Here is a 24,914-nt window from a genome sequence, read left to right as displayed (position 1 = left end):
TTATTCCTACCTTTCTAACTGTTCAGGACACGTTTCGCCCAGGCTGCCGCTTTAGAACCGTTCACAAGTTCTCCTTTTTCCCAGGAAGCCGACGGGCAATGATCCCGCAAACTTTTTTCTGCCTTTCTTATTCCGCTTCCGCCGGAAGTGGCAAAAGGAATCACTGTTTTTCCGGAAAAATCATAGCTTTCCAGAAATGTATCCACAATACGAGGCTCGACATACCACCAGATAGGAAATCCCACCAGAACCGTATCATACTGTTCCATATTCTGTACCGGTTCTGCAATGGCCGGACGACAGGCCGGATCATTCATTTCAATCGTACTGCGGCTGTTTTTATCCATCCAGTCCAGATCAGCTGACGTATAAGGCTGCTCAGGGCGAATCTCATACAAATCCGCATGGACAACATCTGCCATTTGTTTTGCCGCGCGGGCAGTTACGCCGCTTGCTGAAAAATATGCAATTAATGTTTTACTCATCTTAAACTCTCCTTTAAAATTTCCACAATTTCATCATGTTCCAGAACTTTGTATCCGCCCGGCATGATAAGAGTGCCGTCTGCGATACCTTCTATCATGTCCTCTGTCGCTCCCAGCTGTGAAATGTTCATTACAAGTCCCAGCTCATTCATCCAGTTCTCCATTGCCTGCAGACCTTCTTCTGCCACCTGTTCATCTGTCTTGCCTGACGGATCAACATCCCATACATTGACGGCAAACCGTTTGAACTTCTGCAGCCCATACGGCAGAATATGACGATAATAAGGAAGCGAAACAGCAGCCAATGTCATGCCGTGAGTCGCATCTGTGTAAGCTCCTACAGACTGACCGAGCATGTGGACCATCCAGTCTGTAGATTTCCCCCTGGAAACCAACGTATTCAACGCCCATGTTGCCGTCCACATAATGTTGCTCCGCGCTTCATAATTCTGTGGGTCTTTATTGGCGATCCGACTGGAGTAAATAACAGAACGCATCAGACCTTCACTGATATAATCGCTTGTGTTATCGTCTTCTCCGGAAAAATACTGCTCACAGATATGATTAAAAATATCGTAAATACCGGATACCATCTGGTAATGAGGAAGGGTCAGTGTATATTTAGGATTCAGAACTGCAAATTTAGGCATAATGTTCTCATCCGCAAAAACATGGCCGATCTTCTGCTTTGTCTTATGATTTGTGATTACAGACCCGGCATTCATTTCCGATCCGGTTCCTACCATAGTCAGCACACACCCTACCGGAAGAGTCTCGCAGTCCGGTTCTTCAAAACGTATATAATATTTCTCCCAGGGATCTTCTTTACAATTAACAGAAACAGAAACTGCTTTCGCATAGTCGCAGACGGATCCCCCGCCAACTGCCAGCAGAAAATCTGCATTATGGTTTCTTGCAGTTTCAATGCCTTCATAGAGTTTATCCACTGTCGGGTTGGGCATAACACCTGAGATTTCCGCTACATTTTTTCCATTCTTTTTCAAAATTTCTACAACTTCATCATAAATCCCGTTTTTCTTAATAGACCCGCCACCATAGATCAGTATAACATTTTTCCCATACTTTGGCAGTTCTATGTTCAGATTATCCAGCGAATCCTCTCCAAAATAAAGTTTTGTCGGGTTACAATACGAAAAATTTCCCAGCATTTGCAGGTCCTCCTTTGATTTTTTATTCTGACACCATGTCAGTACATATACTATAGCTCCATTCTGACATAGTGTCAATATTGTTCGCAAATTTTTTAACTTTTTATTCGCCGTAGTCTAGTTTACCGGCCGCTGACATATAATACATAAAACAGGCCATTTACGAGGAATTTATGCTGACACGTTTCAAATCTTTCCGTCCATTTCGCCCTATTCTCCTTCCCCTTTTATTTGCAGGCGCATTTTTTTTCGGTCATCTGACCGGCTTTATCGTGGAGCAGGTTTTTCCCGCTGCCGCCGAAACATCATCGGAAGGAAACTGGGGACTTAGTTTTCAGGAGGAAGGCGAAGCGCCGATCGGAAACGCCAAAGCCGAAGATCTCAAAGAACTGAACGCCTACTATACAGGTGATACAGGTAAACAGATCATCTATCTTACTTTTGATGCAGGATATGAAAATGGAAATACCGGCGCTTTACTGGATGCTTTGAAAAAACATCACGCCCCTGCCACATTTTTCGTTGTCGGTAATTTCATAGAAGATAATCCTGATCTTATCAAAAGGATGGTAAAAGAAGGGCATACCGTCGGCAACCACACCTACAGCCACCCCGATATGTCGCAGATTTCTACAAAGGAAAGTTTCGAAACCGAACTTGGCAAGGTGGAGCTGCTTTATCAAGAGATAACAGGGAAAGAAATGACAAAGTTTTACCGGCCGCCGCAGGGCAAATACAGCCAGGAAAATTTAAAAATGGCCCAGGAACTTGGCTATCACACCTTTTTCTGGAGCCTGGCTTATGTAGATTGGTACGAAGAGGAGCAGCCTTCCCGCGAGGAAGCCTTTGACAAACTGCTTCCCCGCATCCATCCGGGAGCTATTGTTCTTCTCCACAGCACTTCTTCTACAAACGCCGGCATTCTCGACGAATTATTAACACGCTGGGAGAAAATGGGGTATGAATTTGGGGATTTAAATGATCTTGTCGCCGAAGAAGGATAGAAAGTAATAAACAAAAAAGAATACATAAATTTAAATCGGGACGGGGTTTTTATACTCCCGTCCCAAATGAAATCCATATTAAAGAATGTCAATATATTCCCCGGCAAGGGCTTTATTCATACTGCGCACTGCACAGAATTTTCCGCACATACTGCAAGTGTCGCTGTGATCGTCTTCCGGACTTCTGCTGTCACGGATCGCTTTGGCAGTTTCCGGATCCAGCGCGCACGCAAACTGCGCATCCCAGTCCAGTTTTCTCCTGGCATCCGCCATACGGTCGTCGATATCCCGTGCTCCCGGTACGCCTTTTGCTATATCCGCGGCATGGGCTGCAATTTTAGAAGCAATGATTCCCTGCTTTACATCTTCTACATTAGGAAGCGCCAGGTGTTCTGCCGGGGTTACATAGCACAGAAACGCTGCGCCGCTCATGGCTGCCACTGCTCCTCCTATAGCCGCTGTGATATGGTCATATCCCGGCGCAATATCTGTCACCAAAGGTCCCAGTACATAAAATGGCGCGCCCATGCAGATGCTTTTCTGCACTTCCATATTTGCAGCCACCTGGTCAAGCGGCACATGTCCCGGTCCTTCTACCATAACCTGTACATTGTGATCCCACGCTCTTTTTGTCAGCTCGCCAAGGCGCACCAGCTCTTCAATCTGACACACATCTGTTGCATCCGCCAGACATCCGGGACGGCATGCATCCCCAAGTGAAATTGTCACATCATATTTTTCACAGATGTCTAAAATTTCATCATAGTATTCATAAAACGGATTTTCTTCTCCCGTCATGCTCATCCAGGCAAAGACCAGGCTTCCTCCCCGGCTTACAATATTCATTTTTCTTTTATGTTTCTTAATCTGCTCAATTGTTTTTCGTGTAATTCCGCAGTGCAGCGTAACAAAATCCACGCCGTCCTCTGCATGGAGTCTGATCACATCAATAAAGTCTTTTGCCGACAAAGTTGCCAGATCTCTCTGATAATGAATAACACTGTCATAAACAGGAACCGTTCCGATCATAACCGGACACTCCCTTGTCAGTTTCTGACGGAAGGGCTGAGTATTTCCATGGCTGGACAGATCCATGATCGCCTCTGCGCCAAGGTTTACAGCGCTCATCACCTTTTCCATCTCAATATCATAGTCTTTGCAGTCTCTGGATACTCCCAGATTGACATTAATCTTCGTGCGCAGCATGCTTCCGATTCCTTCCGGGTTAAGGCATGTGTGCTTTTTATTTGCACAGATTGCCACCTTTCCTTCTGCTACAAGCTGCATTAATTTTTCTACCGGCATATTTTCCTTTTTTGCCACGATTTCCATCTGCGGTGTTACAATCCCTTTCCGGGCTGCATCCATTTGTGTTGTGTAATTTTCCATCCGTAGTTTCCTCCTTATCTTTCTGTGTGCTCTGATCTGCCGGTCCTCCAGATTGTTCCGGCTTTTTTCATTTCAGCAGTTCTATCCTGCCACCTTCAGCAGTTTCAGTGCGCCGCCTTTTTCCAGAATCGTAATCAGCAAAAAGGCAAGAATACTGCCTACTACCGTAGAAATCAAAAACGGCACGATATAGACAAACAATCCGGCCGGTTCCATCCCCATCAAGAATTTTGCTGCCGGGTACGCTGCCAAAGCCCCCAGGATGCCTGTCCCAAACACTTCGGCAAAGCAGGTTACGCCAAGTCTTCGGCACACCATATACACGATTCCACAGCACAGGGCACCTGCCATACTGCCCGGGAACGCCAGAATACTCCCGATTCCCATCACATTTCTGAGCAGACTTGCACAAAATGCAATTCCTACTCCCCAGCCTGGTCCAAGGGTTACCGCTGCCAGGATATTTACCATGTGCTGTACCGGCGCACATTTGCTTCCCGCCACCGGGAAACTGATCATACTCCCAACTACAGCCAATGCTGTCAGCACACCAGCCAGCACCAGCTTTCTCGTCGCATTCTTCTGCTTCACAAAAATGTCTCCTTCCTATTTTGCTGCTTCTTCTGCGTTTTCACTTCATTTCGCCTGCTTACACGCAAAAACGCTGCCAGGTACTCTTTTTATAGTTCTTCTTTAGCGTCGGTGTACAAGGGGCTAAAATCTCCCCTTCACCGACCATGTTGCCCCTTGTACACCGACGCTACGGGAAGACGAGAAAATAAAAGAATTTTTTCAGAACGTTTCACGGAAAAAAAATAGAGTTCCACCGACGGAACTCTATCAATTACTCAATATTCATCCCTACGTTGGCATTATCCAAATCAGGTTATGGGTCGAAACAAACCAGTCTCCTCTCAGCCGACTTCAGCCAGCTCCCCGTATCACTATAATTTTGTACTGGGTTTATTATATCCCTGACATCTGGATTTTGCAACTGCTGCGAAGGAATATTTTCAAAATTACACACCATGTTTCGCAGTTTTGCCCACCGCTTACTGCAACTTGACACGTAGTAAAGTTTAAAAGTGTTACGTGTGGAATTAGCAAATTAACGCATCAACCTGCCGCAGACTCCAGGCAATCCTTGCGCTCTCTTCCAGCTCTTCTATCGCATAAAACGCATCCATCATACTTGCAGCTCCTACAACCGGGCCGTGATTTTGCAACAGGTAGCCGTCGCTGCCTTCCATGTATTCTTCAAAGAGCCCGAATAATTCCCGGCTTCCCGGAGGCGCATAGGGAATCAGCCCCACTTTGCCCAGTTTCATTTTCAGATAAGGCGTGTGCTCTGGCATGATATCTATCATGGATTCATGGGGAAGGCAGGACCACAGTGTAGAGTAAAAACTATGTGTGTGTATCACAGCCCCGCTCCCTTTTTTCTGATACATAAGCAGGTGAAGGGGCGCTTCTTTGCTGGGCTTTGGCCCCGCTATATGCTCTCCTTTTAAATCAAGAACCGCAAATTCTTCTTCCTTCAATGTCCCAAAGCAGGTTCCGCTGGCGCTGATGTAAATTTTGTCTTCATGACGAAAGCTGATATTGGCAGTGGAACCGGTTGCTTTTCCTCTGTTAAATAGGGAGTGTGCTACCCAGATCGTCTCCTTTTTCTTCTGATCTACTTCCATTGTTTTTACCGTCCTTATTTTTCTTTTGCTGTCATCTTAAGCGCCCGCAAAAAGAAATCTGGCTGTCCGAAGTTACCGGATTTCAGCACAAGCCTGATCTGCGGATTCTCTGCCGGTATCATGACCGGCACGCCTGGTGCAATACTCTCTCCGATTAAATATGCGTCATATCCCATCTTTTTTGTCACTGCCCCTGATGTCTCTCCTCCTGCCACAATAATCCTTCGAAATCCATCCTTTTCCGCCAGAACAGCAAGATCGGAAATCGCTTTTTCAATGGCGTTCGCCACCTTTTCTTTTCCAATATCCTGCATCTTTTTCACCTGTTCCGGTGTGTCAGAGCTGTAAATGAGGATTTCTTTTCCTTGGCTTTCTTCTAAGACGCAGGGCCAGATACGTTCCGGTGTATCCGTTCCATCTAACAGTTTTACCGGATCGATCTTACAGGAATAATGTCCTGCTTCCTGGAATACGCGGATCTGTTCCAGGGTAGCCTGGGAGCAGCTTCCCGCCAGCACGATTCCCCGTCCCTCTGTTGCGGAAGACGGCATCGCTGCGCCTTCTGCTTTTCCACAGTATTTCTTCCCAAGTTCTGTAAGGATACCTGACCCACCGCTCAATACCTTCATATCTCCAAATACTTCCGCAATTTTTGCAGCATCTTCATCTTTCACATAATCAGGAATCAGGTAAAATTTTTCTTTTCCCTGGCTTTCCTTAGCAATATATTGTTCTATTTCTTCTTTAGAGCCTTTCATGATCTCTTCTGTCACTTTAATACAGGGATATTTGCTTTGAGGCTCCATCAGCTTTCCAAGATCAGACTCCCACATAGGTGTAAGCGGATGATTTTTCATCGGACTTTCATCCAGCGGCACACCATTGACATAGAGTTTCCCCTGGCTGACCGTCCTTCCGTTAACCGGAAGCGCCGGGCAGATAATACTGCTCTTTTCCTTACATTCATCCAGGATCGCATCCAGGATCGGTCCGATATTCCCATCAGGAGTGGAATCAAATGTGGAGCAGTATTTGCTGTAAATATGACAGGCATCCTGTTTCTGAAACCACTTCACCGCTTCCAGAGAATCTTCCACCGCCTTACCGGTCTCTTCCGTCCTCGTCTTCAAAGCAATCACTGCCGCATCCATTTCATAAGACTGTTCCGTTTTAGGAACTCCATTAAAGAGCATGGTTCGCATCCCGGATTTTGCAAGGAAGGAAGCAGCGTCACTTGCACCTGTAAAATCATCTGCCACACAGCCTATTAGTAATTTGTCGCTCATATTTTTACACTTCCTTTATCCATTTTTTCCACTTCTAACTCAACAAATTAGGAAGCAGCAAAGAGATCTGTGGTACGTAGGTTACCAGCAAAAGTACAACGATCAAAGCCAGAATAATCGGAACGATATCTTTGAACGTATCTTTGATGGTCAGCTTTGATATACTGCAGGCCGTGAACAGATTGACTCCAACCGGAGGAGTTACAAGTCCGATCGCCAGGTTTACACACATTAAAATACCAAATGCAACTGTATCATAGCCCATTGCTGTTGCAACCGGAAGCAGGATCGGGATAAAAATGTAAAGCGCTGATGTCGCATCCATCACACATCCTGCGATCAAAAGAATGATATTGGTAATCAGCAGGAATGCCCACAGGTTTCCATTTGTCACATTCATCAGCCAGTTTCCAATGTCCGTAGCAATTCCGTCTACAGATATTACCCAGGCAAATAAAGAAGCTGCAATGATAACATACATTACTACACCTGTCTGACTTCCCGAGGTCACGATCATCTGTCCGATTTCACTGATCTTCAAACGTTTGTATACGAAAATGCCGATGATCAATCCATATACAGCCGAAACAGCAGCAGCCTCTGTAGGTGTGAAAATACCGGAATAAATTCCTCCAAGGATGATAACCGGCATCAAAAGTCCCCATACAGCATCCTTAAAAGCCGCCCACCGCTCTGCAGCGCTGGCCTTCTCTGTCTTTTTCAGGTCAAACTTCCTTGCGCAGAATAACGTGGCAACGATCAAAGCAGCGCCCATCATAAGTCCCGGAATAACGCCTGCCATAAATATCTCAGCAATAGATGCACCGGAACTGGAGCCATATACGATAAATGTAACAGACGGGGGAATGATAACACCGATAGCTCCGCCTGCTGCCATAAGCGCTGTTGCAAAGCTTGCCGGGTATCCTTCCTTTACCATAGAAGGAATCAAAATAACGCCGAGCGCTGCAACGGTTGCCGGACCGGAGCCGGAAATTGCCGCGAAGAAGCAGGAAACAATAACACAGACCAGCGCAACTCCGTTTTTCCTGTGTCCGACACAGGCTTTAGCAAGATTAATCAGCTTCTCCGATATTCCCGCCTTTTCCATAATATTCCCGGCCAATATAAAAAACGGGATCGCCAACAGGGCAAATTTACTGGAAGCGGAATAAACATTGATCGGAAACATTTCAATAGGCAGACCTGTGATAAAAATAGTGACTACACTGGCAATACCAAGAGAGACCGCAATCGGAATGTTGCAGATCAGCAGAATAATAAATATTCCAAACAAGATCAAAGACGTATTAAGCATCTATTCTTCCTCCTTCCACTTTTTCAGCTGACTGACAAGACCGATCACGTACCGGAGTACCAGGATCCCCGCTCCCACCGGAACTGTCATGCCGTAAATCCATTCCGGCCACTGCATCGTTGATGTTACCTGTTCCAGAAACATTTCCTGACGCACCATCAAAACTCCATAGTAAAACATAACGCCGCACATAATAATTGCCAGTATTGTCGCTACAATAGCCAACACTTTCTGAACCTTTCTGGGCATAAACCCAATTACAAAATCCAGTCCAAGATGGGACTGATTGCGGACTGCCACAGATGTCCCTGCCAGAGAAGCAATCACAAACAGCCCAGTTACAATTTCTTCTGTAAATGAAAGCGCCATATGCAGAGCAAATCTGGACACTACATTTACAAAGGTTAAAGTAAGCATAATGACAAATGTCACAATACATACATAATCTTCAATTTTCACAACAATCTTATCTAAGATTTTCACTTCCAGGACCTCCTCCATTTATAAAAGCGGGAACGCCAGACTGTTCCAGCAGCCTGGCGTTCCCGCTATCTGACCTTTCCAGTTTAATACTCAACATTGAACGCTTCCCAAGCCTCTTCCCCATATCGAGTTTTCATCTCTTTGTAGTAATCTCCCAGTTTGTCTTGAAATGCCTGTATTTCCTCATCCGTCAGCTCTACAATCTGGCAGCCATAGTCCTCGATTTCCTGTTTCTGTTGTTCTTCATTGTTTACAACATTTTCACAGCCGATCTTACATACTTTTTCCGCTGTTTCCTGCAAAAGCTGCTGAGTATCTTCATTCAGTTCATTCCAGGTATCGCTGCTGAACACCAGAGCAAACGCGCCATAACTGTAATTCCAGTTTGTCACATAATCCTGTACTTCATAAAACTTATTGGATGTAATCAGGTCAAATCCATTCTCCTGTCCATCTACTGTTCCCTGCTGAAGAGCTGTAAACAGTTCGCTGAAACTCATGGATACAGGATCTGCCCCCAGCGCTGAAAAGAACTCCATAAAAACATCACCGCCAGGAACACGAAGTTTCAGGTTCTCCAGATCCTCCGGTTTCGTCACTTCATGACTGCTGTTTGTCAGCTGACGGAAACCATTGTGAATAAATCCCAGGGTCTCCAGATCTTTCTTCTCAAGGCAGGACCTGATAAATTCTCTGCCCTCCCCATTAAGACACTCTTCTGCTTCTTCATAGGAATCAAAAATCCAGGGGAGGCTCAACGCATACAATCTATTATCCAAAACGGCCATAACATCTACCGGTTCAAACGCGCAGTCAATTGCTCCCTGTGTGAGCATCTCCACGCCTTTCGACATATTTCCTCCAGACAGCTGATCGCTGGAGTAAACCGCTACTTCGATATTGCCGTCAGTCGCCTTATCTATCTCTTCCGCAAACATTTTCGCGACAAGCGTTGCATTTGACTGCTCGCTTACGGTTGTGGACAGCAGAAGTTTCATCTCGGGATATTTCTCATCCGATCCCTCTTCACCGCTTCCTGCTGACCCACATCCCACAAGCAGGAGAGCAACCATCATAAGACAGACAACGCTTCTCCATATCTTTTTTCTCAAAGTCTTTCTCCTCTCACATGCGGCGAAGCAGCTATTTTCTCACTTCAACCCCCGCCAGTTCTTCATATAGTTTGATAATTGCACAGTTGTCATTCATACCATATCCTTTTACTTGCGCTGTCTTAAATAATTCTGCCACAAGGTTGGTAGCATATAATGGAAGATTCATATTTTTCGCCATATCCACTGCCAATTTGATGTCTTTGGTATGCAGATTGATGGTAAATCCAGGATCAAAATTGCCTTTCAGAATCTGAGGCATTCTGTCTTCTACCGCCCAGCATCTTCCTGATCCGCCTTTAATGACATTCATCATGATTTCCGGATCTACTCCAGCTTTCGTTCCTAATGTAAAGGCTTCGGACATACTGATCAGGTTAATCGCAGACATAAGCTGATTGACTACCTTTACAACCTGTCCGGCGCCACATTCTCCACAATGGATAATATTTTTCCCGACTGCCTGGAACAAAGGCATCGCATCCTCTAAATCTTCTGCTTTTCCACCCACCATGATCGTTAATGCACCGTTCATGGCACCGGACTGTCCGCCGCTTACCGGACCATCCAGGAATTTTACTCCCTTTTCCTCCAGCTTCTTTCCAATCTCTTTTGTTACATCAGGAGAAATGCTGCTCATATCAATGACAAAAAGGTCTTCCGGAATCTCGCCGCTTAAAAGTCCCTGCTCTCCTTCCAGTACTTCTAATACATGGGGAGAATTTGGCAGCATCGTGATCACTGTATTTGTATGTTCCAGCACCTCACAGGGATGGTCTACTGCGATCACTTTGTCCTGATCCGGGATCATTTTAATCCTTTCTTTATTTACATCACATGCAACTAATGTGTAGCCTGCTTTTATCAAATTAAGTGCCATGCCGTATCCCATAACACCAAGTCCGATCAATCCTACCTTATCATATTTTCTCATCGCTTGTTCCCTTCTCCTTTGCTGCTTTATTTCTCTTCTACAAATACCTGTGTAAGGTCCGTTTCTTCATCATACTTACGGATCATTTCCACACCTGTAGCTTCCTGGATCACAACGTCAACTGTTGTCAGTACCGGGCACTGTCCTTTTACAATGTGACCTCCGAATACAGTTCCTTCTTTATCACACATTGTTCCGTGGAAATGAAGCTCTGTTACTCCTTTATCTGTCTGTGTGATAATTCCGGTTCCGGAAAGAAATTCAATAGGTCCGTCCTTTTTGATCACATCACCGTAGCCTGCTCCAACCTTTGCATCCATTGGCACTAAATACATATAACCAGCAGCGGAAAAACTTCCGAAGCAGTTTACTGCTCCATATTTCACACCATTTTTATTACAAATTTCTTCTAATCCGGTCAGCAGGTCTGTCCCTGGCAGGATTCTTGCCGCAATCATTTTCCCCGGTGTTCCACATGCATAATTTACTCTTACTTCTGACATTTTTTGTTCCTCCTTAAATTGTGTTTCGTTTGTTTATGGGCCTATTATATGTTTTATTTTTTCACCATTCAATAATTTTACTGTTTTATTTTTGTACGTTTTTACTTATTTTTTATTTTTCTATTGTATGTTATAATATAGACAAAGCTATTATTGTTTATTTTTTAACCATAAGGAGGGTTGAAATTATGAAAAAAGAAAAATACCGTTTGCTGGCAATTGCACCATTTAAAGGCTTTCAGAACTTTTTCCTGCAGGAAATACAGAAAAGAGATGATGTGGAGGCAGATATTTACTCTGCAACCTTATACGAAACCGAGGCCTTACTCAGCACGCTTGACCTCTCCAAATACGAAGCTATTGTATGCCGCGGAAGATCCGGACGTCTCATTCAGGAAATATCTTCCGTTCCGGTTATCAATGTTGACTTTTCCAGCTTCGATATTCTCCGGGCACTGCAGCTTGCCATGCTCACCACGCAGAAACGAATTGCCTTTGTCAGCTACTTTGATCTGTGCGACGACATCCATTTCCTGTGCAAATTGTTAAATTATCAAACAGAAATTCTCGTTCCTCCGGCTCCCAAAACAACTGATGAAATGGAGGAACTTATGAATACACTTTATTATGACGAGCACATCCAGCTCTTCGTAGGGGACGGAGCCTGTGTCCACTGCGCCAAAAAGCTGAACGTGGATTCCGTACTTGTCACAACAGGCCCGGAAAGCATGAGAAAAGCTGTTTCAGACGCAGTTGAATTATGCGAAATGCGCCGCAAGATCCTCCTGGAATCCGGTTTCTATAAAGAAGTAGTGGAAAAATCCTCCCTGTCTCTGGCTATCTTCAACCAAAACAGCGAACTGATTTTCTCCTCGTTATTCACTTCAAACTACAAAGACCGGATCCACGACGATCTCGCTGCGCGGATTCCTAAACTGCATATCCACGACCATATTAAATTTATTATTACTAATTCAGATTCCGCCTGGAAAGCAACCGGAGAGGTATTATACTATGACGATTCTCCTTACTACCTTTTCCATGTTTCAGAATCGATTCCCCTTGTGTTTGCGCAGACGCAATTCTGGAAAGCTATGGATTATGATACCGCAAAGACCTTTCTTCCGCTCATTAAGGGAAATCCGATCCATCGGGATTACTGGGAGAAAAACCAAAGCGTCATGTCCGGCAAAACTCCTGTTGTTGTCTGCGGAAGCCCGGGCAGCGGAAGGACTATTTTCTCCTACGGACTTTACGCCGCCAGCCCCTACACCTCAAATCCGCTTATTGAAGTGGACTGCTACCATTTAAACGCCAAACAATGTGATAAATTATTCAAAGATGAGCGTTCTCCTCTCTTTGAAAATAACTATACCATACTATTTAAAAACCTGAACGCGCTGTCCCCCACACTGCAGAACCTCTTCACCTATTACCTGGAAAATCTGGAACTGACATCCCGCCACAAAGTCATCTGTACTTTTACAGGAGACATGGGGGACCTTATTGCCGCCAACCAGTTTTCACAAAATTTAAGCTATCTGATCTCCGGCTTTACGATCCAGCTTCCTTCTATTAATCACAAGCCGGAACTGATCGTATCTATCGCCCGCTCTTACTTGAACAGCCTGAACCAGGAACTTCCCATCCAAATTGCCGGATTTGAGCCTGAAGCCCTGAAACTTCTGGAAGAACATCACTGGCAGTACGGGATCTCACAATTTCAAACCGTACTGAAACAACTTGTTATCCAGTCCAACAGCCAGTTTATTACCGCCGAAAATGTACAGTCCATCCTCTCTCATCTGGGGCCTTCAAAAAGCAATGCTTCGAGGGATACCCGCCTGAATCTGAACCAGACATTGGATGGCATCACAAAAGATGTGATCGATCTCGTATTGAAAGAAGAAAGCATGAATCAGACAAAAGCCGCCAAACGGCTGGGAATCAGCCGCAGTACACTGTGGAAGAAGTTGAAAATGGAGACGTAACACTTTTAAACTTTACTACGTGCCAACTTGCGGTAAACGGTGTGTAAAACTGCGAGAAGCCCTGTCCTTTTTTGAAAATAATCAAAAAAGGACAGGGCTTCTCGCAGTTGTTTTATGTGGAATTTCAATTTTACACACCGTAGTTGGCAGTTTTACACAGGGTTATACATAAGCTGACACGTAGTTTATATGAAAAGTGTTACGTCACCAATTCGCCAAACCACCGTTCAAACGAAGCACGGGCACACATTTTCACTTCCGCTTCCATAGCACGATACTTCTCCATCAGCGTTTTTCCTTCTGCGGTTATCTCGCATTTTCCTCCGCTTCTGCCTCCCTGATGGCGGATCAGCAGCGGGGTCCCAAGCTCTCTTTCTGCTCGGTTTATGATTTTCCAGCCTTTGCTGTAAGACATTTCCATTTTCTGACAGGCTTCTTTCATAGAACCGCTTTCTTCCAGGTGTTCTAAAAGTTTTATCAGTCCCGGTCCAAACACAGGTTCATCTGTGCAGACCTGCAATTTAACCACAGGCCTGAATTTCCGGCTTTCTTCTTTTTTATCCATTCTTTTCACCTTTTTAATTTTCTTCCAGGAGAAGAAGTCTCTCCGGAGCAATTGTCACAGCCTCCGGAATCCGGCAGCCGCCCCGCTCACTTTTCATCCACAATCCTTTCTCCGCCTGTTGATCCGCCTTAAAAATAATCGTCTGTTCAAAGGGCGTCTCGGACTGCTCCACCGGCAGTACAGGAAAACGGTTGACTTGGTTTTCCCCTTCTGCTCCGCCTTCCCTCGACTTGCCTGCTGCCGGCAGGATATCATGGGCCCGCACTCCGATATACGCTGTTTTTTCCGAAACAGGTTCTGCCGTCCAAAGAGAAATCCCCCAGTCTTTTGCATAGACCTGAAACTGTCCTCTTTTTTCTATCTGTGAGATATTTTTGCATCCGGTCAATCTGGCAGCCACTACTTTCCTGGGATTTTCAAACAGTGCTTTTGTATTGTCAGTGATCACATTTTTCCCTTTTTCCATAATCATCGTATCCGTACACAGCCGATAAATTTCATCTCTGTCATGGCTCACTAAAATGGTGCATCCTGCAAAATTCCGAATCCGCCTTTGCATTTCCAGCTGAAGTTCTTCCTTTAAATAGCTGTCCATAGCGGAAAACGGCTCATCCAAAAGCAGAATATCCGGTTCGCTGGCCAGTATTCTTGCCAAAGCCGTCCTCTGCTGCTGTCCTCCTGAAAGCCGAGTCGGATATTGTTTCTCCAATCCGCTAAGCTGGAACTGTTCCATCAACCCGGCGGCTTTCTGCTCTTTTTCCGCCTTTTTCCCCTGTATGCCGGCCATAATATTTTCTTCTACTGTCATATTGGGAAATAATGCATAATTTTGAAACAGATAGCCTACCTTCCGTTTCTGTGGAGATAGATCGATCTTTTTCTCACTGTCGTAAAACACTGTTTTTTCCGTGGCAATTCTTCCGTGATCCGGACGCACGATCCCGGCTACCGCCTTCAAAGTCATACTTTTCCCGCAGCCGGACGCCCCCAGGATCCCGAGACATCCGCCATTCATGGAAACTTTCATGTCCAGCATGTAATGTTTCAGTTGTTTTTGAAAATTGATCTCCAGCTGTTTCATCTTCAGCCGCTACCTCCGGTTAAATTTCTGGAAAATGTATGTTACATAGTTCATCCCTGTCACAACCAGAAAGGAGATCACCACCAGCACAATTACATACTGATACGCTCCCTCCATGTTTCCGGCTGCCACATCAGAATACACAGCCAGCGGCAGGGTCCTTGTCTTTCCCGCAATATTTCCCGCGATCATTGCCGTGGCACCAAATTCTCCCAGCCCTCTTGCAAACGCCAGGATCCCCCCTGATAAAATTCCGGACAGTGCATTGGGAAACAGGATTTTCCAGAAAATCTTCCATTCCGACATTCCAAGCGTCCGCCCAGCATCAATGAGATCGCCATTGACCTGCTCAAAGGCCCCTCTGGCAGAACGATACATCAAAGGAAAAGAAATCACTACCGCCGCCAGGACTGTCGCTCCCCACGAAAAGGCGATTTTCACCCCGAAAAACTCCAGAAAGAAACGGCCAATAGGCCGTTTCACTCCGAAGAGATAAAGCAGGAAAAAACCGGCTACCGTCGGCGGCAGGACCAGAGGCAGGGTCAAAATTCCGTCCCATATCATTTTCCATTTTTCATGACGGATCCTCACCACGAGAAACGCCGCCAAAATCCCGGCAAAAAACGTGATCACAATGGCAAGAGACGCCGTTTTTGCAGAAATCAGAATTGGTGACCAGTCCATATCCTACCTCTTTATAAATCCGTAATCTTCAAATATCTGGATTGCCTCATCGCTTTTCAAAAATTTCACAAATTTCTCTGCCGCCTCTTTATTTTCGGACGCGGAAACAATTCCTACCGGATAAATAGCCGGTTCTGCCAGACTGTCCTCCGGAGCTTCTGCCACAACTTTTACTTTATCTGTAGTAGCTGCATCTGTTGCATATACAATGCCGGCCTGAGCGCTTCCCTCTGCAACCCAGTTCAGTACTTCCGTCACATTCGTTCCAAGGCTGGCTTTTGCCAGTACCTGATCCCACAGTCCCAGATTTGTCAGAGCTTCCTCTGAATACTGTCCAACCGGTACACTGGCAGGGTCTCCGATGGCAATGGTATCCGCCTTTGTAATATCTTCAAAAGAAGATAATTCCAACTGTGAATCAGCAGATGTGATCAGTACAATTTTATTTTCCAGTAGATCTGTCACAGAATCTTCTTCGATCATTCCTTCTTCCGTCAGGGCATCCATCTGTTTTGTAGCCGCCGACATAAAGACATCCGCTTCCATTCCTTCTTCAATCTGAGTCTGAAGTTTTCCGGAGCTGTCATAGGTTCCGCTCACTGTAATATCCGGATTTTGTTCCTCAAACATAGGAATCAGTTCGTCCTCATATGCATATTCCAGGCTGGCTGATGCCGCAACGAGTATTTCCGTCTTTTCATCTTCTCCGCTTTCTTCCTGACCTTCTTCCTGAGTATCAGCCTCAGTTTCTGACTGACTGCTGTCAGATGCATCTGCATTCTCCTCACTGCTTCCGCATCCTGCTGCCAGAACTGCCGTCATGGCTGATACCAGCAAAAGACTTACGATTTTCCTTTTCATTCTCTTTCCTCCCTGCTTTTTGCAAATATTAATCTTTTTGCAAATATTAATCTTTTTGCAAATATTAATCTTTTTGTAAATATTTATCTTTTCTCAAACTCTCAAATACAGTATACATCAAATTATTTTTAAAAACAATTCGCTTTCCGCAAAAAAATTTGCATCAGAAGCTTCCCATATCCTCTTTCCGGTCAATGTCTTTCAGCTCCCTCTCATCCGCCTCTACAACATAGACCTGCTCCGGGTATTTTCTCATGACAGCCCGGCCTCCTGTGTCGCCTTTTAATTCCAGCAATTCCCTGAAATATTTCTTTGGCCACAGCACCGGATTTCCCGGCTGTCCGTCTTTGCCGGCGCAGATGATCTTTCCCGGCCGTACTGCCGCCGTATTCCAGATTTTCTGAATCGTGGAGACCTTAAGTCCCGGCTGATCACACACTCCAAACAAAACACCCTCTACCTCTGGTTTCTCTCTTAAAACAGCCTGTAATCCAAGCTGCAGAGAATGGGAAATACCAAGGTGAGGCTCCCGATTTACGATTCCGCTGATGCCCCGCTTTTTTGCTTCTTCAAGGATCACAGCGTTTCCCGTCACGACAAAACGCTCTCTTCCGCAAAACGCTTCCAGTCTTTCCATGGAATGCTGATAAAGAGGCTTTCCTGCCAGCACTTCCGAAAGCTTATCTTTTCCATACCTGCTTCCTGTACCCGCCGCAAGCATAACTATGGCAAATCTGCCTTTTACCGTCTCATAACACTGCACCGCTTCCAGAACGCCGCCTCCGATGGCTCTTGCCTTGTCTGAAATCGTCCAGCAATGTTCCTTTTCACACCGTGCGTCAATATCCCCGATCTTCATTCCTTTTACCACTGAAACGCCTTTCTGCAGCATTCCCCGCACCATTCCGGACATTGCGGCATACACCGGCTCCCCTCCTGTATAGGCTGCAATCTGCCCTTTTTCCACCATATCGCCAATGGAAATCAAAGGCTCCATCACTCCGTCACCGGAAGCTTTCAAAAGCCTTTCCGTCGTGTAGCCTCCCACTTCACCCGGCACACCGGTATTGGGAAGCGCCGCTCCATCATAAATTACCTGTCCAAGGGTATGTCCCCGTTTCGTTTCCACCACACAGTGGCAGTCCTGTCCTGCATAAAATCCCGGGCCGACGCCGACCACCAGCGGTGCGTCCGTTATTTTCGTCCCTAAATTCTTCTTTGCCAGGATAGCATCTACTACCACATCGGGACAAAATTCCTTTCGGATTTCTGCTGCCTCATCTACGATCAGCGCAATATTTCCATCCCCCATCACTGCATATGCCTCATCCAGAGAATGGACCAGGCGCGCTTCCATATCCTCTACTTTGGCGCTTCCTTCGTACACCGCTCTGGAAAAAGCCACCGTTCTTCTTACAGTTAAAGGGGCTTCTCTTTCTGTCATAAGAATATTATGTCCGCTGTGGTAAAGCCGGGCAGCAATTCCTGTCGCCAGATCACCGGCTCCTCTTATTAATATTTTCATCTCTTTCTATGCTCTCCTCTTCCCTCAGATGGCAACTCCTGTGTATACCGACGGTCCAGATTCCCCAGACACAGGATAGGATTCTCGTATCCGCATTCCTGAAGAATCTCGCAGATCTCCCGGGCCGCTTCCTTTTTTCCTGGCAAATCTGTTTTATTTAAAATAAGGGCGTATTTCACCGCCTTATTCACTCCTTTTGCCCTGCCTCTCTGGTGCATGGCAAGTCTGGCAATATCCCGTGGAAGAACCGGCTCCGTCATCTCTTTTTCCAAAATCCGAGCTGCCTCTTCCGCCCGAAAACAAACCTCTTCAAGGGGTCTTCCGATTGCATCCATACCATACACATACAAAATGCGTCCTGTCTCTTTCCGAAAGACGGGTTCCTTTTCTCCCGGCACCTTGATCGGCATACGCCGCGCTCCATCCGCCTCTATCAAAACCGGGCAGTTAAGCTGCAGCAATTTTTCCATCCAAACTTCATCCGGCATCTGCATTTTCCCTGCCTCCGCCTTCTTACCCAGAAAAATTTTCCCTTCCCGGTTTAAAATCTGTATCATCTTTTCTTCTGAAGGCTCCAGTAGAAAATAAGGTTTCTCCTCTGCATACATGTGCGTTGTTGTCGTCACCGCTGCCGGAATATTCCGGGCATTATATTCCTCCACAAGAGCTTTGATAAGGGAAGTCTTTCCTCCCGCGCCTGCCACACTGATCCTCTCTGCAGCATCAGGACAGACTCCCAACGCTTCCAAAATGCCAGGAAAAGGGCATAATCTGCCCTTTTCCCACTTTTCCACGATCTTTTTTTCTTCTCTTTGCATTGTTTTTCTGCCATTCACCGCTTTTCTTCTATTCGCCGCAGTGATGTCCGCATCCTTCATGTGCCCCGCCACAGTCATGGCCTTCTTCTTCATGATGATGGCTGCACAGCGTATCCGGATCATAATTCAGTGCACCTGCAAGATAAGCTTCCACCTGTTCATCTGCATTGCCGGAAGCTCCCGGCAAAAGCTCAATGCCTGCTTCCGCAAGAGCTGTCCTTGCTCCGCCGCCGATTCCGCCGCATATCAAAACATCTACTTTCTCCATTTGAAGAAAGCCTGCAAGAGCACCATGTCCTTGCCCGTTTGTATCCACGATATGACTCTCTGTCACCTTTCCGTCGTTTACTTCATAGACTTTGAACTGTTCCGTATGTCCAAAATGCTGAAATACTTCTCCGTTTTCGTAGGTTACTGCTATTTTCATTTTCATCCGCTCCTTTTTAGGCATTTTCTATCCCAGTGGGTCTTTTATTATAGTATCCCATCTGTCTTTTTAATTCAAGATTTTATATTTTTTCCAATGCGACTTCTATGGTTCCTCCGCAGACCATCCCCTCTTCCTCTGCCTGATCTGCTGTCATATCTACCTGAACAAGACGAAAGGCTCCGTCCTTTTCATCCGAGAGCATCTGTCTGCCTTTCTGCAGGATCTCGCTCTCCGCACATCCTCCGCCAATAGTTCCTATCTGCCTGCCATCCTTTAAAATGAGCATTTTCGTACCCACGCTCCTTGGAGCTGATCCCTTTCTGGAAACAATAGTCGCCAGCACAGCTTCCTCTCCGTTTTCCCTCGTTTCCAGGATGCCATCTAAAAGTTCTTCCGGATAGCCTCCTTTTGCCTGCTTTTTATTTTTTACTTCTATGATCTCTCCCAAAATAGATACTGCGATCTCTTCGGGAGTTTCTGCGCCAATGGCAAGGCCGATGGGCGTACATACCTTGCCAACTTTTTCCTGCGAAATTCCCAGCTGAATCATCTGTTCCTTGACAATGGCCGTTCTCCTTCTGCTGCCCATCATGCCTACATAGGCGCACTCTTCTTTCCGGTCAAGAACAGAATACAGGCATGCCGAGTCATAACGATGCCCCCTTGTCACGATCACCACATAAGTATCTTCATCCAGCTTTTCCTCTGCCAGCGCTTTCTCATAAGGGGCGCAGATTACCCGGTCCGCCCCTTCCTTTCTGGCACAGTCTGCAAATTTAGGCCGGTCCTCCAGAACCGTAACCTGGAACCCCACCATTTTCCCAATGGCAATAACAGGCATGGAAACGTGACCGCCTCCGCAAATGATCATTTTAGGCGAACAGCTGACCCGTTCCCGGAAAACACGCACTTCCTTCGGGAAAGATAAAGTTTCTCCATCTCTCACCAGCATCTTCTCGCCTGCCATTTTTCCGGTCAGAATCAGCGCTGTTTCCATTCCCTGCATTCCGTTTTCCAAATTCAGCTGCAATTCTTTGTAAAAATCCATTCCGGCTCCTTTGTTTCAAACATGATCAAACAGAATAAAATTTATTTCCCGAACCCGCAGTTTGGGAAGGTGCATACCGGACAGGAAAGGCAAAGACCGCCCTCTCCCATCTTTGTAAAATCATCTTCTGATAATTTTTCACCTGCCACAATCCTTGGAAGGACAAGATCAAAAATCGTCCGTTTTGCATACATCACACATCCGGGGAGTCCCATAATAGGAATATCCTCCTGTCCTTCTCTGCGGCAGTAAGCCAGCATAAACATGGCTCCCGGAAGAACAGGGGCACCATAAGTTATGACTTCATCTGCTGTCTTTTTAATAGCCAGCGGGGTCCGGTCATCCGGATCCACGCTCATCCCTCCTGTACACACGATCAGATCCGCCCCTTTTTCCATCCACTCCTGCGCCGCCCTGGCAGTCATATCGGCATCGTCACTGCAGACAGTATTTCCCATTACTTCCACACCGTATTCCTCCAATTTCTGTCTGACAACAGGTGTAAATTTATCTTCAATCCGTCCGCGGTAAACCTCATTTCCAGTCGTTACAATTCCTGCTTTCCATTTCCGGAAAGGAAGAATCTGAAAAACAGGAGCCTCTCCGCCGATCTGGCGGATCCTTTCCATTTTTTCCTCCTCGATCACCAGGGGAACAACCCGCATGCCTGCAATCTTATCTCCTTTTTTCACAGGAAAATTTCCATGTCTGGAAGCAATGACGATCTGTCCAAGCCCATTCATCTGATCCAGTTTCCTGGTGTCCACTTTCAGTACACCATCTGCAAGGGCTGTCAACTCAATTTTCCCTTCTTTGACTTCAGAACGTTCCATCCATTCCCCCTGACAGACTTCTCTTAAAATTTCCGCCGCCTCATTTTCATGGAGCATTCCCTCCTGCTTCTCCCATACATACAGGTTTTCTTTTCCCACAGACAGGAGCACAGGTATATCCTCTTCCGTCACAATATGCCCTTTCCGGAACACTGCATCTTTTACTTTTCCCGGAATGATCTGGGTGATGTCATGGCACAGCACACTCCCCACCGCATCCTCTGTACGAATCAGTTTCATTTTTCTCCTCCATTTCCGCATTCTCCGGCTCTTCCTGACAAAATATCCAGTCCATGCTCAAGATAAGGCAGCACGCCTTCCAAATTTTCCCGGACAGCCTTGGGGCTGCCCGGAAGATTGACAATCAATGTCTTCCCCCGGATGACAGACACACCTCGTCCGAGCATGGCCTTTGGCGTGATCTGAAAAGACATCCACCTCATAGCCTCCGCAATGCCCGGCGCATTTCTGTCCGCCACCGCAAGAGTTGCCTCCGGCGTACAGTCTCTTGGAGAAAATCCGGTTCCGCCGGTAGTCAGGATCAGCTCTACCTTTTCTTCATCACAAAGCCAGATCAGTTCCCTTTCTATCTGATTTTGCTCATCCGGCAAAAGGATCACATCTCCTACTTTATATCCGGCCGCTTCCAGCATTGTCTTCACAAGAGGGCCGCTTTTATCTTCCCGCTCCCCTGCATACCCTTTATCGCTTAACGTAATGACTGCTGCCCGCTTCCCATTCTCCGATCTGACGCTTGTTTCTTTTCCCTTTTCCATTACCATATTTGCAGTTCCTTTCCATCTCCCGGCTCCTGCCTTTGCGTTCTTCCTTCGCCGCCTATACGGATTTCTTTCTTTTCATTTCGAAAATCTCCGCTTTTTCCTCCGGTCTTATGAAGCAGATAAATACCTGATATCTCCATGGACTTATCCAGTGCTTTGCACATATCGTATATCGTCAGCAGCGCAGTACTCACACCGGTAAGCGCTTCCATTTCCACCCCTGTCTTGCCGTGTATTTTCACTTTACAATAACAGTAAATCGCACATTCTTCCGGCTGCATTTCAAACGTAATCTTACATCCGGTGATGGGAAGGATATGACACATGGGAATCAGCTCAAACGTCCGTTTTGCCGCCATGATCCCCGCTGTCTGGGCAACCCCGAGAACATCTCCCTTCCCCACAGTTCCTCTCTTGACTGCGTCAAATACCTCTCTGCTCACAAGGATTTTTCCTACCGCTTCTGCTTCTCTTTCCGTTTCCTCCTTGCCGCTGACATCCACCATCACTGCACGGCCGTTCTCCTCAAAATGTGTCAGTTCCATTGCTTTTTCTCCCTTTTCTTTTCAGGGCATACGAAAGCTGCCCGCTCAATCTTCGTTTTGTTCTTATTATATAGGGAACAAACAAAAATAACAAGTTTCCATGTCTTTCTCCTCCGTTCCATGGTATACTTTCATCAGATGGACAAAGGAGGTAAACAAAAATGCTGGAAAAGTTACTGACTCTGCCAGGATTTATTTACGAAGCTGACGGGGCATATTATTATCTGGGAAAATGGATCTGCAAAGAATGTACAAATGTAGACGAAACTGATTGTGTAACGATGTATCAAATGTGCCGTGCGGGAGGCGAAGAAAAGGAAGCATCCTTCTATTTTCAGAAAATCCGGGCTTACAGTGATTTCGCTCTGGACATTCCCTACAATCCGGCACTGATCCGCGAGAACATGGAGAAACTTCTGGCAGGTCTTTCAGAGAACGGACAGAAAAACCTGGAGAAACAGATACATCTGGTAGAAACCGACGCACAGTAGTCTCAGCGCTCGGGAACCGACTGGCAAAATGTAAAATAATCTCACCCAAAAAGAGGCAGGAATATACTGTCTCTTTTTATCTTCCCATCTTGTCCATTTTTGTCATTTTAAATATCACATTTTCATTCTTTTTCGTCGTTAAAAACGACATTTTCACTATTTTATCATATTATATTGACCTTTATTTTCACCTGTGATAACATTTTTGCAGTTGTTACAAAATCATATTCTCATCATCGCAGATATTCAAATACTAGAATTGTCATTTAAAATAACAAAGGAGTTATCACTTATGAAAAAATTATCTCAAAGCCTTCTGGCTTCTACTGTTACTGGTAAGAGAAAAGAAAAGAAAATCACACAGCAGCAGCTTGCTGATCTCACCGGAATCAACCGGGGAATGTTAAGCCGCCTGGAACAGCAGGACTATATTCCTTCTATCGAACAAATAGAAAAACTGGGAGAAGTACTGGACTTTGAAGTAACAGATCTGTTTGTTTCTTCCGAGCCGTCCTCCTCTTCCCTTCCGGTAGAACGCACTTATCGGATCGCTGTTGCCGGAACCGGATATGTAGGTCTTTCCCTGGCTGTTCTTCTTTCCCAGCACCATCATGTTACAGCTGTGGATATTGTTCCGGAAAAAGTTGAAAAAATCAACCATAAGATCAGCCCTATCCAGGATGAATATATTGAAAAATACCTGGCGGAAAAGAAATTAAATCTTACTGCAACTACCAACGGGACCGAGGCATACAAAGATGCTGATTATGTCATTATCGCCGCGCCTACAAACTACGACAGCAAGAAAAATTTCTTTGATACTTCTGCCGTAGAATCGGTCATTGAGCTGGTTATGAGTGTGAACGATCATTGTACGATGATCATCAAATCCACTATTCCGGTTGGCTATACTGCATCCGTGCGTGAAAAATATCATACAGACCGCATTATTTTCAGCCCGGAATTTCTCCGGGAGTCCAAGGCACTGTATGACAATCTCTATCCAAGCAGGATTATCGTCAGCTGTGATGAAAACACCCGCCACGCTGCACAGCAGTTCGCCGCACTCCTTCAGCAAGGGGCTATCAAACAAAATATCGACACTTTATTCATGGGATTTACAGAAGCAGAGGCTGTAAAGCTGTTTGCAAATACCTACCTGGCGCTTCGTGTTTCCTATTTCAACGAACTGGACACCTATGCAGAATCCAAAGGGCTTAACACCCAGGAGATCATCAGCGGCGTCTGCCTGGACCCGCGTATCGGCACACATTACAACAATCCATCTTTTGGATACGGCGGCTACTGCCTCCCCAAAGATACCAAGCAGCTTCTGGCTAATTTTGCAGATGTTCCGGAAAATCTCATTGAGGCCATTGTAGAAAGCAACCGTACCAGAAAGGATTTCATCGCTGACCGCGTGCTCCATATGGCCGGATGTTACTCTTATGAAGACGGAGAATTTAATCCATCCCACGAAAAAATGGCAACCATTGGAGTTTACAGACTGACTATGAAGAGCAATTCCGACAATTTCCGACAGAGTTCTATCCAGGGTGTCATGAAACGAATTAAGGCAAAAGGAGCTTCCGTCATCATCTACGAGCCGACTCTTGAAAATGGCAGCACTTTCTTCGGAAGCAAAGTGGTAAATAATCTGAAAGAATTTAAGAAAAAGTCTGACTGCATTATTGCCAACAGATACGACAGCTGCCTTGATGATGTGGCAGAAAAAGTCTATACAAGAGATTTGTTTAAGAGAGATTAGAAAAAGTTCGATCTTTTCCAAGAATCAAAAGGTGTTCAGGCCCCTTCCATTTTGAAGGGGCTTGAATATTTTATATACCGTCATAATACCGCAAGGCGGTAAACATCTTATTGCAGCGTGT

The 24,914-nt window shown here is 45.7% G+C and carries 26 protein-coding genes and 1 riboswitch; of the genes, 4 read left to right on the top strand and 22 right to left on the bottom strand.

From position 1 onward, the window contains the following. Positions 1–14: 14 nt before the first annotated feature. On the bottom strand, positions 15–485 hold the full coding sequence (locus EUBC25_RS09920) for a flavodoxin (RefSeq protein WP_230105328.1): 471 nt from the start codon (positions 483–485) through the stop codon (positions 15–17). Continuing rightward, entirely contained in the window at positions 482–1,654 is a 1,173-nt protein-coding gene (locus EUBC25_RS09915; protein ID WP_230105327.1) for an iron-containing alcohol dehydrogenase, read from the bottom strand. The genes EUBC25_RS09920 and EUBC25_RS09915 overlap by 4 nt, the downstream gene beginning before the upstream one ends. Before the next feature lie 173 nt (positions 1,655–1,827). Here EUBC25_RS09915 and EUBC25_RS09910 point away from each other — a divergent pair, with 173 nt between their 5' ends. Next, on the top strand, positions 1,828–2,658 hold the full coding sequence (locus EUBC25_RS09910; RefSeq protein WP_230105326.1) for a polysaccharide deacetylase family protein: 831 nt from the start codon (positions 1,828–1,830) through the stop codon (positions 2,656–2,658). A gap of 78 nt (positions 2,659–2,736) precedes the next feature. Here the strand turns inward: EUBC25_RS09910 and thiC are convergent, their stop codons facing one another. From thiC to EUBC25_RS09865, 9 genes are all read right to left on the bottom strand, one after another. Continuing rightward, positions 2,737–4,047, bottom strand: coding sequence for a phosphomethylpyrimidine synthase ThiC (gene thiC, locus EUBC25_RS09905; protein ID WP_230105325.1), 1,311 nt, complete (start codon positions 4,045–4,047; stop codon positions 2,737–2,739). 81 nt (positions 4,048–4,128) lie between these two features. Continuing rightward, the gene (thiW, locus tag EUBC25_RS09900) at positions 4,129–4,638 is read right to left on the bottom strand and encodes an energy coupling factor transporter S component ThiW (protein WP_230105324.1); all 510 of its coding nucleotides are present in this window, start codon (positions 4,636–4,638) and stop codon (positions 4,129–4,131) included. Between the two features lie 250 nt (positions 4,639–4,888). After that, positions 4,889–4,994, bottom strand: a riboswitch (TPP riboswitch). Positions 4,995–5,147: 153 nt separating this feature from the next. After that, positions 5,148–5,735 carry a class II aldolase/adducin family protein gene (locus tag EUBC25_RS09895; RefSeq protein WP_230105323.1) on the bottom strand — a complete coding sequence of 196 codons (588 nt, stop codon included), beginning with the start codon at positions 5,733–5,735 and terminating at the stop codon, positions 5,148–5,150. Positions 5,736–5,749: 14 nt separating this feature from the next. Next, positions 5,750–7,021, bottom strand: coding sequence for a 3-oxo-tetronate kinase (otnK, locus tag EUBC25_RS09890; protein WP_230105322.1), 1,272 nt, complete (start codon positions 7,019–7,021; stop codon positions 5,750–5,752). A 34-nt stretch (positions 7,022–7,055) separates the two neighbouring features. Next, the gene (locus EUBC25_RS09885; protein WP_230105321.1) at positions 7,056–8,339 is read right to left on the bottom strand and encodes a TRAP transporter large permease; all 1,284 of its coding nucleotides are present in this window, start codon (positions 8,337–8,339) and stop codon (positions 7,056–7,058) included. After that, a complete protein-coding gene (locus EUBC25_RS09880) occupies positions 8,340–8,822 on the bottom strand; it encodes a TRAP transporter small permease (protein ID WP_230105320.1) in 483 nt (160 codons plus the stop codon). It abuts the gene before it with no gap. Between the two features lie 83 nt (positions 8,823–8,905). Beyond that, positions 8,906–9,934 carry a DctP family TRAP transporter solute-binding subunit gene (locus EUBC25_RS09875; protein WP_230105319.1) on the bottom strand — a complete coding sequence of 343 codons (1,029 nt, stop codon included), beginning with the start codon at positions 9,932–9,934 and terminating at the stop codon, positions 8,906–8,908. Between the two features lie 31 nt (positions 9,935–9,965). Continuing rightward, the gene (locus EUBC25_RS09870; protein ID WP_230105318.1) at positions 9,966–10,868 is read right to left on the bottom strand and encodes an NAD(P)-dependent oxidoreductase; all 903 of its coding nucleotides are present in this window, start codon (positions 10,866–10,868) and stop codon (positions 9,966–9,968) included. A 26-nt stretch (positions 10,869–10,894) separates the two neighbouring features. Further along, positions 10,895–11,371: a PPC domain-containing DNA-binding protein gene (locus EUBC25_RS09865; protein WP_230105317.1), complete on the bottom strand. Its 477-nt coding sequence runs from the start codon at positions 11,369–11,371 to the stop codon at positions 10,895–10,897. Between the two features lie 188 nt (positions 11,372–11,559). Here EUBC25_RS09865 and EUBC25_RS09860 point away from each other — a divergent pair, with 188 nt between their 5' ends. Beyond that, positions 11,560–13,362: a sigma-54-dependent transcriptional regulator gene (locus EUBC25_RS09860; protein WP_230105316.1), complete on the top strand. Its 1,803-nt coding sequence runs from the start codon at positions 11,560–11,562 to the stop codon at positions 13,360–13,362. A gap of 199 nt (positions 13,363–13,561) precedes the next feature. On the opposite strand, the gene EUBC25_RS09855 is transcribed toward EUBC25_RS09860, so the two are convergent. The 11 genes from EUBC25_RS09855 to moaC all read right to left on the bottom strand — a co-directional run bounded on the left by EUBC25_RS09855 (position 13,562) and on the right by moaC (position 22,534). Further along, complete coding sequence (locus tag EUBC25_RS09855; RefSeq protein ID WP_230105315.1) at positions 13,562–13,927, bottom strand: winged helix-turn-helix domain-containing protein; 366 nt, start codon at positions 13,925–13,927, stop codon at positions 13,562–13,564. A gap of 13 nt (positions 13,928–13,940) precedes the next feature. After that, positions 13,941–15,008, bottom strand: coding sequence for a sulfate/molybdate ABC transporter ATP-binding protein (locus tag EUBC25_RS09850; RefSeq protein ID WP_230105314.1), 1,068 nt, complete (start codon positions 15,006–15,008; stop codon positions 13,941–13,943). 9 nt (positions 15,009–15,017) lie between these two features. Beyond that, positions 15,018–15,692, bottom strand: coding sequence for a molybdate ABC transporter permease subunit (modB, locus tag EUBC25_RS09845; RefSeq protein ID WP_230105313.1), 675 nt, complete (start codon positions 15,690–15,692; stop codon positions 15,018–15,020). 3 nt (positions 15,693–15,695) lie between these two features. Beyond that, positions 15,696–16,553 carry a molybdate ABC transporter substrate-binding protein gene (gene modA, locus EUBC25_RS09840; RefSeq protein ID WP_230105312.1) on the bottom strand — a complete coding sequence of 286 codons (858 nt, stop codon included), beginning with the start codon at positions 16,551–16,553 and terminating at the stop codon, positions 15,696–15,698. Positions 16,554–16,716: 163 nt separating this feature from the next. Beyond that, complete coding sequence (yqeB, locus tag EUBC25_RS09835) at positions 16,717–18,078, bottom strand: selenium-dependent molybdenum cofactor biosynthesis protein YqeB (RefSeq protein ID WP_230105311.1); 1,362 nt, start codon at positions 18,076–18,078, stop codon at positions 16,717–16,719. Then, a complete protein-coding gene (yqeC, locus tag EUBC25_RS09830) occupies positions 18,075–19,019 on the bottom strand; it encodes a selenium cofactor biosynthesis protein YqeC (RefSeq protein ID WP_230105310.1) in 945 nt (314 codons plus the stop codon). Before yqeC ends, yqeB begins: the two co-directional genes overlap by 4 nt. Beyond that, complete coding sequence (locus EUBC25_RS09825; RefSeq protein WP_230105309.1) at positions 18,925–19,323, bottom strand: NifB/NifX family molybdenum-iron cluster-binding protein; 399 nt, start codon at positions 19,321–19,323, stop codon at positions 18,925–18,927. The genes yqeC and EUBC25_RS09825 overlap by 95 nt, the downstream gene beginning before the upstream one ends. 82 nt (positions 19,324–19,405) lie before the next feature. Continuing rightward, a complete protein-coding gene (locus EUBC25_RS09820; RefSeq protein ID WP_230105308.1) occupies positions 19,406–20,374 on the bottom strand; it encodes an XdhC/CoxI family protein in 969 nt (322 codons plus the stop codon). 41 nt (positions 20,375–20,415) lie between these two features. Then, positions 20,416–21,447: a molybdopterin-binding protein gene (locus EUBC25_RS09815; RefSeq protein WP_230105307.1), complete on the bottom strand. Its 1,032-nt coding sequence runs from the start codon at positions 21,445–21,447 to the stop codon at positions 20,416–20,418. Further along, entirely contained in the window at positions 21,444–21,989 is a 546-nt protein-coding gene (locus tag EUBC25_RS09810; protein ID WP_230105306.1) for a MogA/MoaB family molybdenum cofactor biosynthesis protein, read from the bottom strand. Before EUBC25_RS09810 ends, EUBC25_RS09815 begins: the two co-directional genes overlap by 4 nt. Further along, a complete protein-coding gene (gene moaC / locus EUBC25_RS09805) occupies positions 21,983–22,534 on the bottom strand; it encodes a cyclic pyranopterin monophosphate synthase MoaC (RefSeq protein WP_230105305.1) in 552 nt (183 codons plus the stop codon). Before moaC ends, EUBC25_RS09810 begins: the two co-directional genes overlap by 7 nt. 161 nt (positions 22,535–22,695) lie before the next feature. Between moaC and EUBC25_RS09800 the strand changes: the two genes are divergently transcribed. Next, a complete protein-coding gene (locus EUBC25_RS09800; RefSeq protein WP_230105304.1) occupies positions 22,696–23,025 on the top strand; it encodes a hypothetical protein in 330 nt (109 codons plus the stop codon). Between the two features lie 292 nt (positions 23,026–23,317). Next, positions 23,318–24,793, top strand: a complete 1,476-nt coding sequence (locus EUBC25_RS09795; RefSeq protein WP_230105303.1) for a nucleotide sugar dehydrogenase — start codon at positions 23,318–23,320, stop codon at positions 24,791–24,793. Positions 24,794–24,914 lie beyond the last annotated feature (121 nt).

It is taken from the genome of Claveliimonas bilis (assembly GCF_020892095.1).
Lineage (GTDB): Bacteria > Bacillota > Clostridia > Lachnospirales > Lachnospiraceae > Claveliimonas > Claveliimonas bilis.
This window is presented reverse-complemented; position numbering and strand designations above follow the sequence as displayed.